The sequence below is a fragment of the Microcoleus sp. Pol12B5 genome (assembly GCF_036701335.1).
GTDB lineage: Bacteria > Cyanobacteriota > Cyanobacteriia > Cyanobacteriales > Microcoleaceae > Microcoleus.
Genome location: NZ_JAUBQQ010000027.1, coordinates 1 through 15,845 on the forward strand (window position 1 = coordinate 1; position 15,845 = coordinate 15,845).

16 protein-coding genes, 1 tRNA gene and 4 pseudogenes are annotated in these 15,845 nt (G+C 44.2%); 12 read left to right on the top strand and 9 right to left on the bottom strand.

Annotated features, from left to right (window positions below):
• Positions 1 to 135 precede the first annotated feature (135 nt).
• From QUA24_RS14095 to QUA24_RS14125, 7 genes are all read left to right on the top strand, one after another.
• Positions 136 to 444 (top strand): hypothetical protein, encoded by a 309-nt coding sequence (locus tag QUA24_RS14095; protein ID WP_333230429.1) that lies wholly within the window; start codon positions 136 to 138, stop codon positions 442 to 444.
• Positions 445 to 702: 258 nt separating this feature from the next.
• Positions 703 to 1,152 carry a GNAT family N-acetyltransferase gene (locus QUA24_RS14100; protein ID WP_333230464.1) on the top strand — a complete coding sequence of 150 codons (450 nt, stop codon included), beginning with the start codon at positions 703 to 705 and terminating at the stop codon, positions 1,150 to 1,152.
• Positions 1,153 to 1,593: 441 nt separating this feature from the next.
• Positions 1,594 to 2,178, top strand: a complete 585-nt coding sequence (locus QUA24_RS14105; protein WP_333230430.1) for an SMI1/KNR4 family protein — start codon at positions 1,594 to 1,596, stop codon at positions 2,176 to 2,178.
• 104 nt (positions 2,179 to 2,282) lie between these two features.
• On the top strand, positions 2,283 to 2,579 hold the full coding sequence (locus tag QUA24_RS14110; protein ID WP_333230431.1) for a BrnT family toxin: 297 nt from the start codon (positions 2,283 to 2,285) through the stop codon (positions 2,577 to 2,579).
• On the top strand, positions 2,569 to 2,862 hold the full coding sequence (locus QUA24_RS14115) for a hypothetical protein (protein WP_333230432.1): 294 nt from the start codon (positions 2,569 to 2,571) through the stop codon (positions 2,860 to 2,862). Before QUA24_RS14110 ends, QUA24_RS14115 begins: the two co-directional genes overlap by 11 nt.
• A 91-nt stretch (positions 2,863 to 2,953) precedes the next feature.
• Complete coding sequence (locus QUA24_RS14120) at positions 2,954 to 3,106, top strand: hypothetical protein (protein ID WP_333230433.1); 153 nt, start codon at positions 2,954 to 2,956, stop codon at positions 3,104 to 3,106.
• A 10-nt stretch (positions 3,107 to 3,116) separates the two neighbouring features.
• Complete coding sequence (locus tag QUA24_RS14125) at positions 3,117 to 3,950, top strand: hypothetical protein (protein ID WP_333230434.1); 834 nt, start codon at positions 3,117 to 3,119, stop codon at positions 3,948 to 3,950.
• 211 nt (positions 3,951 to 4,161) lie between these two features.
• Here QUA24_RS14125 and QUA24_RS14130 read toward each other — a convergent pair whose 3' ends face one another.
• Complete coding sequence (locus QUA24_RS14130) at positions 4,162 to 5,334, bottom strand: TRC40/GET3/ArsA family transport-energizing ATPase (RefSeq protein ID WP_333176612.1); 1,173 nt, start codon at positions 5,332 to 5,334, stop codon at positions 4,162 to 4,164.
• Between the two features lie 300 nt (positions 5,335 to 5,634).
• Positions 5,635 to 6,027, bottom strand: coding sequence for a DUF2358 domain-containing protein (locus tag QUA24_RS14135; RefSeq protein ID WP_333230435.1), 393 nt, complete (start codon positions 6,025 to 6,027; stop codon positions 5,635 to 5,637).
• Between the two features lie 137 nt (positions 6,028 to 6,164).
• On the opposite strand from QUA24_RS14135, the gene QUA24_RS14140 reads away from it, so the two are divergent.
• Positions 6,165 to 6,773 carry a glutathione S-transferase N-terminal domain-containing protein gene (locus tag QUA24_RS14140; RefSeq protein ID WP_333230436.1) on the top strand — a complete coding sequence of 203 codons (609 nt, stop codon included), beginning with the start codon at positions 6,165 to 6,167 and terminating at the stop codon, positions 6,771 to 6,773.
• 108 nt (positions 6,774 to 6,881) lie between these two features.
• Here QUA24_RS14140 and QUA24_RS14145 read toward each other — a convergent pair whose 3' ends face one another.
• The 3 genes from QUA24_RS14145 to ahcY all read right to left on the bottom strand — a co-directional run bounded on the left by QUA24_RS14145 (position 6,882) and on the right by ahcY (position 10,521).
• Positions 6,882 to 8,306, bottom strand: a complete 1,425-nt coding sequence (locus tag QUA24_RS14145; RefSeq protein WP_333230437.1) for an NADP-dependent isocitrate dehydrogenase — start codon at positions 8,304 to 8,306, stop codon at positions 6,882 to 6,884.
• A 166-nt stretch (positions 8,307 to 8,472) separates the two neighbouring features.
• Complete coding sequence (locus QUA24_RS14150; RefSeq protein ID WP_333230438.1) at positions 8,473 to 9,075, bottom strand: DedA family protein; 603 nt, start codon at positions 9,073 to 9,075, stop codon at positions 8,473 to 8,475.
• A 168-nt stretch (positions 9,076 to 9,243) separates the two neighbouring features.
• Positions 9,244 to 10,521 (bottom strand): adenosylhomocysteinase, encoded by a 1,278-nt coding sequence (ahcY, locus tag QUA24_RS14155; RefSeq protein WP_333230439.1) that lies wholly within the window; start codon positions 10,519 to 10,521, stop codon positions 9,244 to 9,246.
• A 360-nt stretch (positions 10,522 to 10,881) separates the two neighbouring features.
• Here ahcY and QUA24_RS14160 point away from each other — a divergent pair, with 360 nt between their 5' ends.
• Complete coding sequence (locus QUA24_RS14160; protein WP_333230465.1) at positions 10,882 to 11,067, top strand: mechanosensitive ion channel domain-containing protein; 186 nt, start codon at positions 10,882 to 10,884, stop codon at positions 11,065 to 11,067.
• On the opposite strand, the pseudogene QUA24_RS14165 reads toward QUA24_RS14160, so the two are convergent.
• Positions 11,033 to 11,236: pseudogene (locus QUA24_RS14165) on the bottom strand (transposase); the annotation flags it as partial. The gene QUA24_RS14160 and the pseudogene QUA24_RS14165 overlap by 35 nt on opposite strands.
• 95 nt (positions 11,237 to 11,331) lie before the next feature.
• Positions 11,332 to 12,332: pseudogene (locus QUA24_RS14170) on the bottom strand (transposase); the annotation flags it as partial.
• A gap of 180 nt (positions 12,333 to 12,512) precedes the next feature.
• Between QUA24_RS14170 and QUA24_RS14175 the strand changes: the two are divergent.
• From QUA24_RS14175 to QUA24_RS27330, 3 genes and pseudogenes are all read left to right on the top strand, one after another.
• A pseudogene (locus tag QUA24_RS14175) lies at positions 12,513 to 13,432 on the top strand (transposase).
• The gene (locus QUA24_RS27325) at positions 13,365 to 13,778 is read left to right on the top strand and encodes an ISAs1 family transposase (RefSeq protein ID WP_445242616.1); all 414 of its coding nucleotides are present in this window, start codon (positions 13,365 to 13,367) and stop codon (positions 13,776 to 13,778) included. Before QUA24_RS14175 ends, QUA24_RS27325 begins: the two are co-directional and overlap by 68 nt.
• Before the next feature lie 10 nt (positions 13,779 to 13,788).
• A pseudogene (locus tag QUA24_RS27330) lies at positions 13,789 to 14,049 on the top strand (ISAs1 family transposase); the annotation flags it as partial.
• Between the two features lie 389 nt (positions 14,050 to 14,438).
• On the opposite strand, the gene QUA24_RS14180 reads toward QUA24_RS27330, so the two are convergent.
• Positions 14,439 to 14,520: transfer RNA gene (locus QUA24_RS14180), tRNA-Leu, on the bottom strand.
• Positions 14,521 to 14,743: 223 nt separating this feature from the next.
• Positions 14,744 to 15,454 carry a peptidoglycan-binding protein gene (locus tag QUA24_RS14185; RefSeq protein WP_333230440.1) on the bottom strand — a complete coding sequence of 237 codons (711 nt, stop codon included), beginning with the start codon at positions 15,452 to 15,454 and terminating at the stop codon, positions 14,744 to 14,746.
• Positions 15,455 to 15,845 lie beyond the last annotated feature (391 nt).

The following is a 15,845-nucleotide window of genomic DNA, read 5'->3' on the forward strand; positions in this document are numbered from 1 at the left end:
ATATGAAATTCTAATTAACTCATAATTTTGCCTGGAATATCATTCTACTATGTATTTGTGTAATTAATTCTGTCTAAGTACTTAGCAGCGTTACTAAGAGCCAATGAAATTCCAGCAGGTTTTTGCTACCAACGGTTGAGTATTGATGACAAGGGTGCGCCGTACAGTTTGCACGGTTTCAATGCCATCCATTTACCTGAAGTTGGTTGGTATCGGGTTGATGCAAGAGGTAACAAAGAAGGAGTCAACGCTCAGTTCACCCCGCCCCAAGAGCAATTAGCATTCAAGATTCAGTTTTCCGAAGAGGCAGATTTTCCAGCCATATTCTCAGAGCCGCTTCAAGTCGTTATAGAAGCATTGCAAGCACAGAAGACATGGGATGATATGCTTCGTAATCTCCCAGACGTTTCGTTGGAGTCTGCCAAGAGTTATATTCTGTTATGAGGGATAATGATTGTATGCCAGTCCGCTAACACGACGTTGAAGCCATAATCAGAGTCATGTCGCTTAGTTATTGTGATATTTGTCGCCACTCAATTTAGCCGTCAAGCATCATATGAATATTATCCAAAGTATGATTGAGGAAGAATAGTTATGGAAACAGAGTAGGATTTTAGTGAGGCTAAGCGAGGGGCGATCGATCCAATCTTACCTGAGAAAACTCGGATTTCAGCTATGACAAGTTTGACGTTCAAAGAAGTTATGATTAATCTACGCTCCGCGACTTCCGCTGATTTGGATCTGTTACGACACTGGGATGAGCAACCTCACGTAATTTCGTCAGATCCTAACGATGACTGGGCTTGGGAGGTGGAACTTGAGCGCGCACCCGATTGGAGAGAACAATTGATTGCTGAAATTGATGGTCGTCCCATCGGATTTATCCAAATCATCGATCCGGCACGCGAGGAGACCAACTATTGGGGTGATATGGCGGCGGATCTTCGTGCTATTGACATTTGGATTGGGGAAGAAACCGATTTAGGCAAAGGCTATGGAACACAAATGATGCAGCTTGCAATTGTCAGATGTTTCGCAGATCCGGCGGTGAAGGCTGTCCTCGTCGATCCGCTTGCCAATAATACTCGCGCCCACCACTTCTATGAACGAACGTCTTGGCTTTCAATTTATCGAGTACCGAAAGTTCGGTGACGATGATTGCTTTGTTTATCGCCTGAACCGAGTAGATTGACCCCATGAATTGATCTCGCATTGCTCTAGCAGCAGTCCGTGAGCGATCGCAAAAATCTACAAGTTATTTTTTGAGCTGTGATTGGAAAATATTAGATGATCCTTGCCTTAATTGACTAGGAAGTTGTTGTCAGAGTCGCTAAAAATTAAGCTGAGTTCAGGAAAGAGTGAACGAACTGTAGAGGGCGCAGAGGAGGGAAAAGAAGATGGAAAAAAGGTTCAGATTGAAGCAATTGAGCGTGGTTAGGATTGCTATAATGACCTGAGCGATCGTTAGAGTCGATAAAAAGTAGCAGGCAAAGAGAGTCAGCACCCCGCTTTAATTTTAGGCGGTTAAAACCGCTATCTCGCTTTCCTCTGAACTCTCGCATAGACTGAGTTTCCAGCTTCGGAGGTTTTCTCATGAAAATAATTTGGGAAAGAATTGATAATTGGCTGGCAGCCAATGCACCTCAAGTGCTAAAAAGTCTCAGACCAGGCGCTAATGATGAGGAGATCCATCGAGCAGAAGCATTCTTTGGTGTAGAGTTTCCCGAAGATTTCAACCTGTCTTACCGCGTCCATAACGGTCAGGATGAAGAATCTTATTCCCTGTTCCCCAACTTGGAGTTCCTCTCTCTCCAAAGCGCGATCGAAATATCTGAAAAATGGCAGGATTGTTCAGGCGATAATTTTAGGTGCGAGCCTGAAAACATTTTTGAAGGAATCTGGAACGGTTGGTGGAACCCGAATTGGATTCCATTCACAAACGAAAGCAATGGTGCTTGCGAATGCGTAGATTTAGCTCCAGCAGCAGGCGGAAATGTTGGACAAGTCATTATTGTTGAGTGGCGGGAGGCTACTAGAGGGCTTATTGCACCTAGTTTTCGAGTTTATCTGGAAACCTTTGCAGATGCACTAGAACGAGGAGAATATCGGTTCTCTGAGAATGGTTATGGGTTAGTGGATCTAGTTGACTTTGAAATATTGATGCAGAAACACAATTGAAAGGCCCCAACAAGCAGCACAGGCTGTGGCAGTAGTTTGAAAACGATCGTTTTTTGTGAATAACGTATTGACATTGTAAATACATTTTACCTATACTAGGGAGCATGAATGTATACTTCGTGCTCAATGGCATTACCTTTGTATGGGACGAGGGAAAAGCGCGGATAAATCCCACGAATCATGATGGGGTTACTTTTCAACAAGCTGCTGAATCCTTCTTGGACCCATTTCTAGTTGTCGTTGATCCCAGCCGCAATGAGGAAGCGCGTGAGGCTGTGATTGGGCTAGATAGTCGGTGGAATCTACTGTATGTGGTTCACATTGAGCGTGAAGAAAATGTCATTCGGATTATTTCAGCACGTAAAGCAACTCGTCAGGAGAGGGCAGAGTATGAAGGTTGAAGCATTAAAGCAGCGATTAAACCGCAACCGTCCAATGACTAGCGTGACGATTCGTATGCCCGAAGATGTTGTGGAAGATTTAAAAAAAGTTGCACCATTGTTGGGTTTTTCGGGTTATCAGCCATTAATTCGTGCTTATATCGGTCAAGGTTTGCGCGTTGATTTAGAACGATTTGAGAGCGAGACAGTAACAGCCTTAGTAGCAAGTTTGAAGCGTCGAGGTGTCAGCGATGCAGTGATTGATGAGGCATTAAAGGAAGTCGTTCATGCTGAGTCCTGTTAATTGTGTCGAGCCAGCAGTACAAAAAGGCGATCGATCTAACATTCAAGATAGCTAACACGACACGGTATCTCATTACGCAAGTCACTGCCTCATGAACGCAGACGCTATGAACAATACCTCAAAAACCGACGGGGCTAGAATCGACGAAATGAGCGATAAAGATATCGATCCCTCCGATATTCCACCGCTGTCGGAGGATTTCTTTCATCGCCGATTAAAACTGTACAAATCCGCATTCGGATGATCGACCATTAATGAAAATATTCCCTGCTCGCATTCATATTCTGTTTGCCAGTCAAGCTCCCGTCGGACTAATCATTCGACGCGGCCCGTCGAAGCAGGTTGCAACAATGCTATGGGATCGACAATGCGATCGATTCCAACTGGGACAATGGTTAAAGGGACGCATCTACGAACGCCGGAGTGACCTCTCACCCGACGGCAAATATCTGATTTACTTCGCGATGAATGGTCGCTGGCAATCGGAGGCCTGTGGTGCCTGGACTGCGATTTCACAAGCACCATACCTCAAAGCGATCGCCATCTTCCCCAAGGGGGATTGTTGGAATGGGGGTGGTCTGTGGACGAGCCAAGCCACCTACTGGCTCAACGACGGCTGCTACGGCCACCAGATATTGCGGGATACTTCAACAGTCCGTCGGGACACCACCTACGTCCCAACCTGCAATTATGGCAACAACGAGTGTCTCGGCGTCTATTACCCTCGACTTTTACGCGATGGTTGGCAACTGGTCGATCGCGTACAGTTCGGCAAAAGGAAAGCCCAACATATCTTTGAAAAATCGATCGGCAACGGCTGGATACTCCGCAAAATCGCCCATGCCGAGATCGATCACCCAGAGGGGAAAGGCTGTTATTGGGATGAACATTCACTCATTAATCGGGCTACTAATGCCACGATTAGTTATCCCCAAGGGGAGTGGACAGACCTGGATGGCAAACGGCTAGTCTGGGCGGCTGAAGGCAACCTCTATGCGGCAGAGATAACAGCGGAAGGATTAACCAACGTTGTCCTATTATTTGATTTTAATGATATGCAATTTCAGCCGATCGCTGCGCCATACTGAATCATCATCCATTTTTAACGGGATACCGATAACCGAACTTAAACCGCTATATGTCTATATCCGTAACCTCTAGTTTGGTATCTCCGATTCTTTCGGAGTTAAAATTGATATCTCTTGCTGTCATAAAACGACCAATACTAAAAACAAAAGAAAGAATAGAAGTCCTCACTAAAAAATCCAACAAGGTTCGTAGTGAGGACTTTAGCCCTAATTAAGCAAACTTAATCTTCAAATAATCCTCCTCCATCTTCGCCCCCGAAGGTTGGAGCGCCGCTAAAGCTTGCGGCAACACCAAATTACGGCGGTGATTGCCAATCCGAACATTCAACTCATCTCCCGTTTTGCTCAACTGGATCTGATCCTTAGCAATTCCGGGCAAATACAGTTCAAGACTATATTGATTGTTTTCCTGCACGATCTTAATCGTATTTTCTTTGTAATAAACTTGACTTGGATCTTCGTCTTTATAAAGAGTTTCTTTCAACCGTTCCAAAGCTGCCAAACCGCACATTTCTTCAGAATAAAGTGGCACCTCCTTAACTGGCAGCGGCATAAAATCTGAGTGAATTTCCTGACGGTACTGTTCCTGGCTTTCTTTCCACCGTTTAAAAAATGGGTCAGTTACTTCTGCAGGAATAATCCGGTTAGCTACTACTAAATCAGTGGCTACATTGTATAAACTCAAATAGGCATGAGCGCGCAGAGACTCTTTAATTACCATTTTTTCTGGATTGGTAACTAACCTTACCGAAGTCACAGTATTGTCAGTTAAAACCTTTTCCAGAGCTTCGATTTGTTCGTAAAATTCGTAAGGTGCATCCATCACCTCTTTGTCTGGCAAAGAAAAACCCGCAATTGGTCTAAAAATAGGTTCAACTAAAGGTCGAAGGGCGGCTGATATGCCTTGCAGCGGCTTGTAAAATTTTCTCATGTACCAGCCGCCAACTTCCGGCAAACTTAGCAGTCTTAATGCTGTGCCTGTTGGAGCAGAATCGATAATTAAAACATCAAATTCGCCTTCGTCGTAATGCCGCTTCATTCGCACTAAACCGAAGATTTCATCCATTCCTGGCAAGATGGCTAATTCTTCAGCTTGCACCCCTTCGAGCCCCTGCGCTCGCAAGACTTGAGTAATGTAGCGCTTAACTGCTCCCCAATTGCCTTCTAATTCCCTGAGAGCGTCTAATTCTGCTCCCCACAAATTCGGTTTCACCAGCCGCGAATCGTGTCCCAGTTCCATGTCAAAGCTGTCGGCTAAGGAGTGAGCCGGATCTGTACTCAGCACTAGGGTTTTGTATCCCAATTCGGCACATCGCAGCCCAGTCGCAGCGGCTACGGAGGTTTTGCCGACGCCGCCTTTTCCAGTCATTAATATTAAGCGCATTGATTGTTTAGCTCGCCTGAAAGTAGTTTACTCTTATATTGTAACGTTATGTAACAAAAATTAATTTGCTGGGGGAATTAATTGGGGCGACAAGCAGCCGCTGAACACAGCGTATTTCCTGTAACTCACGAAATTGCTGCAATGTCAAGATCAGTTAAAATTATTTATTTCAAATATCAATTGCGGCGCCTAAAAATCCATCAGCGTTCATCTGTGTTTATCTGCTAACATCTGCGGTTCAAAAAGGGATCTCGCTCTTGAAACACCATCTTTTATTGCTAACAAACCTAAGCCAAATTCTCAAACATTAGTTTTCACCGGAAATATAAGCTGTTTGAGTACATCCAACCGCGAACAATTCCAGTAATCGATGTGAGAAACAATTAAACCGTCGCTGTTGACTTTCAGTTCGCTCCTACCGGCGATCGCCATTTTCGGCTTCCAAGGTAGCGGTGCGATCCAGCTCAGAGTCCAGCGAGTTTCTATAGTATCTACCGACTGCGAAATCCCGTGCAAATCGAGATTTACATCCTGAAAAAAAGTCCCAATAAACCCGATCATTTTGCGGTAGCGATCGACTCCTTTAAATCGATTCACCGGATCTTCAAAATAAACATCTTTTGCATAGATGCTGTAAGTCTGATTATCGGGAAATCTTTGATAATCGTCTTTGAGAATTTCAATAATGTCCATTTCGAGCGATCGTTATTCTTCTATTATTAGAATATAATTTTAACACAATAGATATAAAATTCGCAATTTTCGTTCAAATTGTGATAGTATATCAGGTTATTTCCTGCCTTGCAAACTTTCAACTTAACATCACAACTATGATTGACCTCTACACTTTTACCACACCGAACGGCCGCAAAGTCTCGATCATGCTCGAAGAAATAGGTTTACCCTACAACGTGCACGTCATCGACATCACAAAAAACGACCAATTTAGCCCAGAGTTCATCGCCATCAACCCCAACAGCAAAATTCCGGCGATAGTCGATCGAGATAACGGCATCACCGTCTTCGAGTCCGGCGCTATTCTGATCTATCTTGCCGAAAAAAGCGGCAAATTTCTGCCCGCAGACAAACAAAAATACTTTCAAGTTATGCAGTGGCTGATGTTTCAAATGGCCAGCGTCGGCCCGATGTTTGGTCAGCTAAACCACTTCAAACGCTTTGCACCCGAACAAATTCCCTATGCGATTGGGCGCTACGAAAAAGAAACCTTGCGCCTCTACGGAGTATTAGACACTCAACTAGCAAAATATGAATATATCTGCGGCGACTATTCTATTGCCGACATTGCTATCTATCCCTGGGTTGCTATTTACGAATTTCAAGGATTAACCCTCGACAACCACCCCCACCTCAAACGTTGGGTAGAAACCTTGCAGAAACGTCCTGCAGTTGAGCGCGGTATGGCTGTTCCATCATTATAAACCCCCCATCTAAATTGTATTTTTGGGCGGGCTAGAAGCCCACCCCACAAGCAAATTGACTTTTGTGGAACGGGCTAGAAGCCCGTTCCACAAAAGCCTTCGAACTCATCAATCCGCGAAATGCTTAATAATCGCCTCAGCAAACTCCGAACACTTCAACTCAGGCACCGGAGGCTCCATCAACCTCGCCAAATCGTAAGTAACTTCACCATTAGAAATTGCCGCTCCTAAACCCTTCTTAATCAAGTCTGCTGCTTCCTGCCATCCCATGTATTCTAACATCATCACCCCGGACAAAATCAGGGAACCGGGATTAACTTTATCCAAACCAGCGTGTTTCGGTGCGGTACCGTGAGTTGCCTCAAAAACTGCACATTCATCACCAATATTCGCACCAGGGCCCATACCCAATCCACCCACAATGGCGGCGGCCGCATCGGACAAATAATCCCCGTTTAGATTCATTGTCGCCAAAATCGAATACTCGGCCGGTCGGGTTTGAATTTGTTGGAAAATACTGTCAGCAATTCGGTCGTTGACCATGATTTTTTCTTTCCACTGGCCGCTGCCGTGACTGTCCCAAATTGCAAACAGAACGTCGGCTACTTCTTGACGAATTTTGGCTTGTTTTTCGGGGGTCAAAGCATCGTATCCCGGATCTATTTGGCGAGCATTATCTTCTAAGCTAATGTCGGGATTTTTTTCTTTGTTGCCCAGAATCCAAGACTCTCTTTCAGTTACGCACTGTTCGCGAAATTCGGTGGTTGCTAATTCGTAACCCCAATCTCGGAAAGCTCCTTCAGTATATTTCATGATGTTGCCTTTGTGCACCAAAGTCACTTGCTGCTTATCTTTTGGCAACCGTAAAGCGTGGGTAATAGCCCGCCGCACTAAACGCTGAGAACCTGTTTTGCTAATGGGTTTAATTCCGATTCCCGAATCGAGGCGAATTTGTTTTTTGCCATGTTCTGGTGTTGCTGGAATTAGCTCATTATTGAGGAATTCAATCAATTTTTTGCCAATTTCGCTGCCTTTAGCCCATTCAATTCCGAGGTAAATATCTTCTGTATTTTCCCGGTAAATAATTACATCTAGGAGTTCAGGAGTTTTGTGTAGCGATGGTGTTCCCGCATAATATTTGCAGGGCCGCACGCAGGCGTAAAGGTCAAAGATTTGCCGCAAAGCTACGTTTAGCGATCGAATTCCGCCCCCGATTGGGGTTGTCAGTGGCCCTTTGATGGCGACTCCGTATTCTTTGATGGCGTCTAAGGAGTCCTGGGGCAGATATTGGTAAGTACCGTAGACATCGCAAGCTTCGTCGCCTACATAGATTTTAAACCAGTTGATTTTTCGATCGCCACCGTAAGCCTTGTCTACCGCAGCATCCATGACTTTCTGGGATGCAGGCCACAAGTCAACGCCGGTACCGTCGCCGCGAATGAAGGGAATAATTGGGTCATTGGGGACGATCGGCGAACCGTCTTTGAAAGTAATTTTAGAACCTGTTGTTGGGGCTACAATTTTTTCGTACATATCTTAACAGCGCGGATAGGAATGTTCCCTATTTTGCCACGATTGTCTGCCTAAACCTCAATCAATCCTAAAGATTTGTATGAATTTTTGATAAATTGATTTTTAACCGCAGATAACAGCAGATAAACGCAGATGTTTTTGGGGATGTCTGCATTTATCTAAAATTTTATTCTTTTTGCATATTCTTCTTCACAATCCACAAAATACACCAGATGACTATAATCACCACAACTATTTTGGAAACCGGGCCGAGATAATCCTCTACAAGTGTATAATTTTCCCCTAGTTTATATCCGGCAAAAGTCAGGAAACTTACCCATAAAAGAGTGCCGCCTGTTGAGTAGATTAAAAAAGGAATTAAAGGCATATTATTGATGCCAGCCGGCAGGGAAATTAGGGTGCGAACTCCCGGTACGAGGCGACACAAAAACACGGCTTTGTTGCCGTGTCTGTTAAACCATCTATTTGCTTTGTCAATATCGGCGCCCGATACAGCGATCCACTTGCCGTATTTGTCGGCTAAACTGCTCAAGCGTTCTTCGCTCAATAATTTACCAGCATAGTACCAGGGAAGCGCCCCCAGAACTGTACCGATTACTCCTGCTGCGATCGCCGGTGAAAACTCCATTCTGTTCTGGAATACCGTGAATCCTGCCAGCGGCATAATCAATTCTGAGGGTATGGGGGGGAAAAGATTTTCTAAAAACATCAACAGCCCTATTCCGAAATAGCCCATAGACTGCATTGTGTTAGTTATCCATTCAACCATTTTGATTCCCTAATTTGGTAAGAAGAAGTCATTAGTCATTAGTCATTGCTCGTTCCCAGGCACAGCCGGGGAACACATATCTAGAGGCTCTGCCTCGACTCCCCTTGAGGGAGGCAGAGCCTCCTTGTATTCATTCCCAGGCCGAGTCCGGGAACGAGAATACTATGATTAAGTGCCCGAAGTCCAAGAGTTTGTGTACTCAATTTGTTCAGCAGTCAAAGTATCAATGTGAATACCCATTGCTTCCAATTTGAGACGGGCAATTTCTTTGTCAACTTCCACGGGAATTGAATGAATACCAGGCTCTAGTTTGCCTTTGTTCGTAACTAGATATTCGCAGGCTAAAGCTTGGTTAGCAAAGCTCATATCCATCACGGCACTGGGGTGTCCTTCGGCTGCTGCCAAGTTGATTAAACGACCTTCGCCCAACACAATAATCGACTTGCCATTATTGAGGTGATATTCTTGAGTGAAAGACCGGACTGTTTTCACGTCGGTACTTTTGGCACCGAGGGATTTGAGGTCAATTTCAATGTCGAAGTGACCGGAATTGCAAACAATTGCGCCGTCTTTCATTGTCTCGAAATGTTCGGCACGAATGACGTGTTTGTTGCCGGTAACGGTAATGAATATATCTCCGACTGTTGCTGCTTCGTCCATCGGCATTACGCGGAAACCGTCCATCACTGCTTCGATCGCCCGAATCGGATCAATTTCGGTGACAATTACGTTAGCACCCATACCACGGGCGCGCAGTGCCGTGCCTTTGCCGCACCAACCGTAACCTGCAACCACAATATTTTTACCGGCTAACAAAATATTAGTAGCGCGGATAATGCCGTCTAGGGTAGATTGACCGGTTCCGTAGCGGTTGTCGAAGAAGTGCTTGGTGTCGGCGTCGTTGACGTTCATTGCGGGGAAAGTCAGCACGCTGTCTTTCAACATGGCCCGCAGGCGCACGATGCCGGTGGTAGTTTCTTCGGTAGTTCCGATCAAGTCGGAAATTTGGTTCGGGCGGTGTTGGATCAGTGCCGCTACCACGTCGCTGCCGTCGTCGATGATAATATTGGGGCGGTGGTCTAGGGCTGTGTAGACGTGACGTTCGTAGGTAGCCGCATCTTCTCCTTTGAGGGCGAAGACGGAAATGCCGTAGTCTTGAACTAAGCAAGCTGCTACGTCATCTTGAGTGCTCAGGGGGTTGCTGGCGATCAGTACGGCGTCGCCACCGCCGAGTTTGATGGCGATTGCCAAATGAGCGGTTTCTGTGGTTACGTGGCAGCAAGCGGCCAAGCGAATGCCAGCGAAAGGCTTTTCTTTAGCGAAGCGTTCTTGAATTTGCCGCAAAACGGGCATTTCCCGGCCGGCCCACTCGATGCGTTGCTTTCCCAGGGGGGCGAGGGACAAGTCTTTGACTTCGTGTTTAATCTTGACGGATGTAGCAACCATGTATGTTATTTCTCAGAAATCATCAAACTTTGTTAGTTTTAGCAGATTAACCCATCGGCGGGCAAGTGCTGTGATTTTACTTGATCGGGGTCGGCGCTGCTAATCTTAAATTTTGATTGTGTTTTAATGATTAGTGAGCTAGTCGAGGGAGTCACCCGCACAGTGAGAGTCAAACATTCTTGTCTGGCGATCGATCTCAATCTTTTGTGTTAGCGTGGCGTTCTGGAATTATTTGACACTCTCACTTGGGCTGCTGGCAGTTTGAGCGCCTGCGTGATTGCCTTCCCGGCTTGGCGTCCGGCAGATATCATTGGTTTGTTATGACTTGGTTCAGTAGGGATTAGTTTCGCGTTTCCAGACATCTTCAAATACTTTTTAGCGGAAATATTGTTGCTGTGGCACGAACCGTTTCAATTGGGCGATCGGATAATTGTAGAAGGCTTTGAAGGTACTCTTGAAAAGATTTTGTGGCGTTCTACTGGCTCTCCTGAACTTATGGTTACAAGTTTATCTAATCAAAAAAGCAAGCTAATACGCGATTCCTAAAATTATTAAAATTATAAAAACCATACCCTTGCCGCATTATCAACTTAATCCGATTGTTGATTCCTTCCATGACTCCACTTGTGGTGCGATCAAGAAAGTAGTTGCAAATACCCTCAAAACAATTCTCAATTGTTGATGCAGATTCTCTAAAAAACACTTGTGCGTGATTTGGAATTATGTCAATTTTGTAGTGACTAATTAGGGCTTGCTGAGTAATCTATCGCTTTCCCAATAACAGGAGCGATCTATATATTTAAGCTCGATTTAATATAAGTATTTATGTATTAATCCACTCCTATTATAAGGGAAGATTATCATTGATTCCAAAACAGGTGTTCTTTTTCCAAACAGACATAAAAACCCACAAAAAAACTGGCGCCCCCAGGTAGAAGGATTCATTACAAAAAAAGTAATTGCAATAACGCTACCAGATGTATTATCAAGTTTAGCCATCACTCGATTCAGACCGAATCTTCGTTTACCTTGTCCGAATTTTCCCTCAATCGCGTTGCGAATTCTCTCATCCTCCAACGCTTGCCTCTTTTTTTATTTACTCACATTTGCTGGAGGTCTTCCTAAAGGAAGCCCACTGATTCTAATTCCTCTTTCTTTACACCAAGCTCGGTTTTCTCGATTTCGATAAATTCAATCTGCATGAACTGACTCTGGATAATATCCTGTGATCCTATGATATGCTTCTACTTGTGCTTTTAAGTCCCCGGATTCGTTAAAGTTATCCCAGCTCATCCGGTCTAAGAATACATACCCTTCAAAGCAAGTGGCTGATAGTTTGGCTCGCCTCTCTACGCTTTTTCCGGCTTTTCCTCTGACTACTGGGCGAATGTGAGGCTGACTTAAACTTACTATTCTATCCTCAATACTCTGTTTATTATTGTCAAATAATCCTAGCTGTTGATGATAGATTTTTCTGAGTAATAGAAAGGTTTTATATTGCTTTTTATTTAAACTTTATAGGGTCGCACCTGACTCGATTAGGTGTTCAATATGAGCGAGATTTCTTTTGATGTATTGGAGTTGTTTTTTAAGCCTCTGTCTTCTTTTATTGCGGGTGGATCGTCTTTTTTTCGCTACTGCTAAGTAGTTTTTTACAGCAAATTTTACAGTAGGTTGTTGGTTTTTTATTGGTTGGATTTTTGAACTATTTATACAGGATGTCTATTTTTTTTGGTATAAACTCTGGCTCCGTTTAATAGTCCTAAATGGGTAGGATAACTAATGTCGGCTGGGGCCGAAGGAGCATCTATAGCATTTCTTAGAAAGATAAGGTATAATATAAGTGACTTAAACGGAGTGAAAAATATATAACTTTAAAATGTTATACAGATATAATTAAATGGGGCTCTCTTCGAGCAGTAGTCCCTCGACCCGCAGTCACGAGAATAACAACTACCTCAAATTTTAGCAAGGATCACGCATTAGTAAAAATGAAAACTTATTCTCTTGATGCTAGACAAAAAATTATGGAGGTGTACCATAATGAACCGCTGTCACAAAGAGCAATAGCTAAGCGTTTTTGTGGAGCCTCGGAGTTTTGTCCAAAAAATGGTTAAACAGTATCGTGATACCCAAAATATTGCTCCTCGCACTGAGCGATGTGGAGTCAAATTAAAACTGAATTCAGAACAACTGCTAATTTTAGCGGAATTGATTGAAGCAAACAATGATGCAACTCTCGAAGAACTCCGTTATTTACTGTACCAAAAAATTGGTTTTACCATCAGCGTAGCAACGATGGGAAGAATGGCAAAACTCTTAAACATGACTTTGAAAAAAAAACTCTTTTCCCGTCAGACAAAGGCACTGACAGGGCTCAGAACCTGCGATACGAGTTCTGGCAAAAAATTAGAGAAGTTTGTTTCAAAGACTTAATATTCATTGATGAATGTGGAGTAAACTTGGCAATGGTTAGGTTATACGCTCGCTCTCTAAAAGGTTCAAGAACTCTCGTGATCAAAACCGAATAAACGCGGAAGGAATGTCTCAATAATTGGAGCTATATCGGTCAAAGAAGTCCTAATATCAGTTAATTTAATAGGTACAACTGATGGAATTACATTATTTGAGGCTTGGATTATCCGAAAATTAGTGCTAAACTTATGGAAAGGTGCTTGTGTAGTGATGGATAAGAGAAAGGGGCAAAATTAATATACCTGTCGCCTTATTCGCCCGATTTCTCACAAGCGTGAAAATTTATAGTCAAAACTTAAAAATATTCTCCGTTCTATCAAGACACCTAATTATAAAGAGTTAGCAAAAGCACTCTTAGTTTGCATTTAGTGAAGTTACATCAGCAAATATTTGGAATTGGTTTACTCACTGCTGTTATTGTACCTCACCTTTGTAAGGAATGCTATATTCAGCAAGCCCTATATAGTGCAAAAGCTGATTATATTTTAGCGCTTAAAGCCAACCACCCTGCACTTCATGGGCCCGTCAAGACTTGGTTTGACCAAGCGCTAGCTCTCAAATTTGAAGGCAGATCCTTCAGCTACAACGAACGGATAGAAAAAGGACATCACGGTCTCGAAAAAAGACAAGTTTGGAGCGTCCCTGTTTCTCAACTATCACCGTTGCATCAACAATCGGATTGGGTAGGTCTAAAGACCCTCGTAATGGTAATACGAATTCGGCGTTTATGGAATAAAACTACTTATGAAATCCAGTTTTATTTGACTAGCGTAAGATTGTGACGCTTGTAAGCTTGGACAGGCAATCCGTCTCCATTGGGGCATTGAGAATGGTCTGCATTGGACTTTAGATGTCACTTTCAAAGAAGATGCTTGTCGTGTCCGAACGGGACATGCACCACACAATCTGGCATTACTACGAGGGATAGCTCTTCATGCTTTAAACCGGGATAAATCTTTTCGGCGTAGCAATCGCCAAAAATCCAATCGAGCCGCACTGAATAATAACTATATGCTGACTATTCTTGCTGCTTGTTTATCCCACCCAACATGATGATGCCTCTCAATCCTCTTGTCAATAGGGTTAGAGATGCACTTACCCTGATAAATAAAGCTGCATATTTCACGGAATAAGCCTCTACCAATATGCAGCTTTCTTGTCTTTATTTCCTTCCCCACTCGTCATTATTCAAGCAATGTCTTAACCTAAGAAAATTCCCGTCAAGCTTCAAGATTTATGGCAACAAAACGAAACCACGATCGCTCTGACGGGGTGACAACAAGAGTCAAAACCACGATATAATCAAGGACATAGCCTTCCAAGCCCTTTGAAAAAATGGCAGCTTGTAACACAACCTTCAATTCCGGGATGCCGTTCACAAGGTAGCAAAAACTCTGCTAAACCAAGGGTGGGGGTTTTTCGTTTGGGAATACAATCTGTTATGCGGATAAAAGGACTTGAACCTTCACTCCTCTCGGAACCAGAACCTAAATCTGGCGCGTCTGCCAATTCCGCCATATCCGCATTTTTACATTTTAATACAATAGCACACAACAGAGCGATCGGTCAATCGATTTTAGATTTTAGATTTTAGATTTTAGATAAAACACAGCTACCCACTGATAAATCCGCAGGCGGATGACCAAATTGCTCGATCGCCCAACATCGAGAAACCCGGTCATTTTGGCACACCGGGTTCAATCATGAGTTATCGCCACAGCAATTTTCCGTATGTTTCACTCGTCGCTTACTTTTGGCCCAGCGCCTTCCAGGTTGTTTCGTCAACCATGCCGTCAACCGTCAAACCCTTAAATTTCTGAAAGTTCTTGACAGCCGTAGCAGTGCGAGCGCCAAAAATGCCGTCGATCGGGCCCGGATCGTAACCCTGCATTTCCAAACGCACCTGTAGCGTCTTCACCTTGGAACCGACAGCGCCTTTATTTAGAAGAGTTGGAGGATTGCCGGCAGCAGCAGCATTGCTCAGAATTGGAGCATTGTTCTGCACAGTTTCAGGAGCAGACGCCGGATCTGCTGCTAAAGCTGTCCAAGTTTCTTTGTCCACAATGCCGTCTGAGTTCAAACCCTTAGACTGCTGAAAGGCACGAACCGCCGATGTAGTGCGAGAGCCATAGGAACCGTCGATCGTCCCCACCTTGAAACTGTGCACCTGCAACCGTTGCTGTATGGCAGCAACTTCTGGCCCATCAGCTCCCGCCGAGATAGTTTTTTCCTTTCTGACTGGCGCCTGCTCGCCCGCGTAAAAAGGCTTGTTAAACATATCTGCTTCGGACTTTCCCTCGGGCGATGCTGACGCACCTGGATCGGCGGGAGCCGTAAAGTCTCTGCGGTACTGTTCCTGCACCAAAGGCTCGGAGTCAAAAGCAGCAATTGCCTTTCGGGTTAAGCCGGGAGCGAGCAGAGCGATCAAGCTGAAAATCGTAACAGTAGTCACACGCATAAATTTCATCCTGTTAGTAAGGTTTGACAGGGTTTCCCTGTTTTCAAGTTTCTAAATCTAATTGTATTACCCGGACAGCTTTCTGAGACATATAGCAAAAGCAAGAGGGAAGAATGCCCTTCTACTTCGCTATCGGGTAAGAAGAAGTCCGAGGGAAGGGGTAATAGACCGCATTGGTTTGAGCCATTAAGAAAGTTCTAAGCGTCTGGCGCGGTTGCTATATCTGCCCCGGTCTCTAGAATTTCAGCACTCGGGACACCAGCACTCACAACTTACCTGTTAGAAGTAGGGGCCGGTTCGCACTATTCCTAATAAACCCACTTGATTCCGAGATGTTTCGTTACCAAAGCTCATATTTTCGTATAAACCACGTCTTTTAGCCTCAGTCTTA

What these genes read in the sequence shown, in the direction of transcription:
- QUA24_RS14100 (WP_333230464.1), top strand. Translation starts at nt 703, where the DNA reads ATGATTAATCTACGCTCCGCGACTTCCGCTGATTTGGATCTGTTACGA.
- QUA24_RS14105 (WP_333230430.1), top strand. Translation starts at nt 1,594, where the DNA reads ATGAAAATAATTTGGGAAAGAATTGATAATTGGCTGGCAGCCAATGCA.
- QUA24_RS14110 (WP_333230431.1), top strand. Translation starts at nt 2,283, where the DNA reads ATGAATGTATACTTCGTGCTCAATGGCATTACCTTTGTATGGGACGAG.
- QUA24_RS14115 (WP_333230432.1), top strand. Translation starts at nt 2,569, where the DNA reads ATGAAGGTTGAAGCATTAAAGCAGCGATTAAACCGCAACCGTCCAATG.
- QUA24_RS14120 (WP_333230433.1), top strand. Translation starts at nt 2,954, where the DNA reads ATGAACGCAGACGCTATGAACAATACCTCAAAAACCGACGGGGCTAGA.
- QUA24_RS14125 (WP_333230434.1), top strand. Translation starts at nt 3,117, where the DNA reads ATGAAAATATTCCCTGCTCGCATTCATATTCTGTTTGCCAGTCAAGCT.
- QUA24_RS14130 (WP_333176612.1), bottom strand. Translation starts at nt 5,334, where the DNA reads ATGCGCTTAATATTAATGACTGGAAAAGGCGGCGTCGGCAAAACCTCC.
- QUA24_RS14135 (WP_333230435.1), bottom strand. Translation starts at nt 6,027, where the DNA reads ATGGACATTATTGAAATTCTCAAAGACGATTATCAAAGATTTCCCGAT.
- QUA24_RS14140 (WP_333230436.1), top strand. Translation starts at nt 6,165, where the DNA reads ATGATTGACCTCTACACTTTTACCACACCGAACGGCCGCAAAGTCTCG.
- QUA24_RS14145 (WP_333230437.1), bottom strand. Translation starts at nt 8,306, where the DNA reads ATGTACGAAAAAATTGTAGCCCCAACAACAGGTTCTAAAATTACTTTC.
- QUA24_RS14150 (WP_333230438.1), bottom strand. Translation starts at nt 9,075, where the DNA reads ATGGTTGAATGGATAACTAACACAATGCAGTCTATGGGCTATTTCGGA.
- ahcY (WP_333230439.1), bottom strand. Translation starts at nt 10,521, where the DNA reads ATGGTTGCTACATCCGTCAAGATTAAACACGAAGTCAAAGACTTGTCC.
- QUA24_RS14185 (WP_333230440.1), bottom strand. Translation starts at nt 15,454, where the DNA reads ATGCGTGTGACTACTGTTACGATTTTCAGCTTGATCGCTCTGCTCGCT.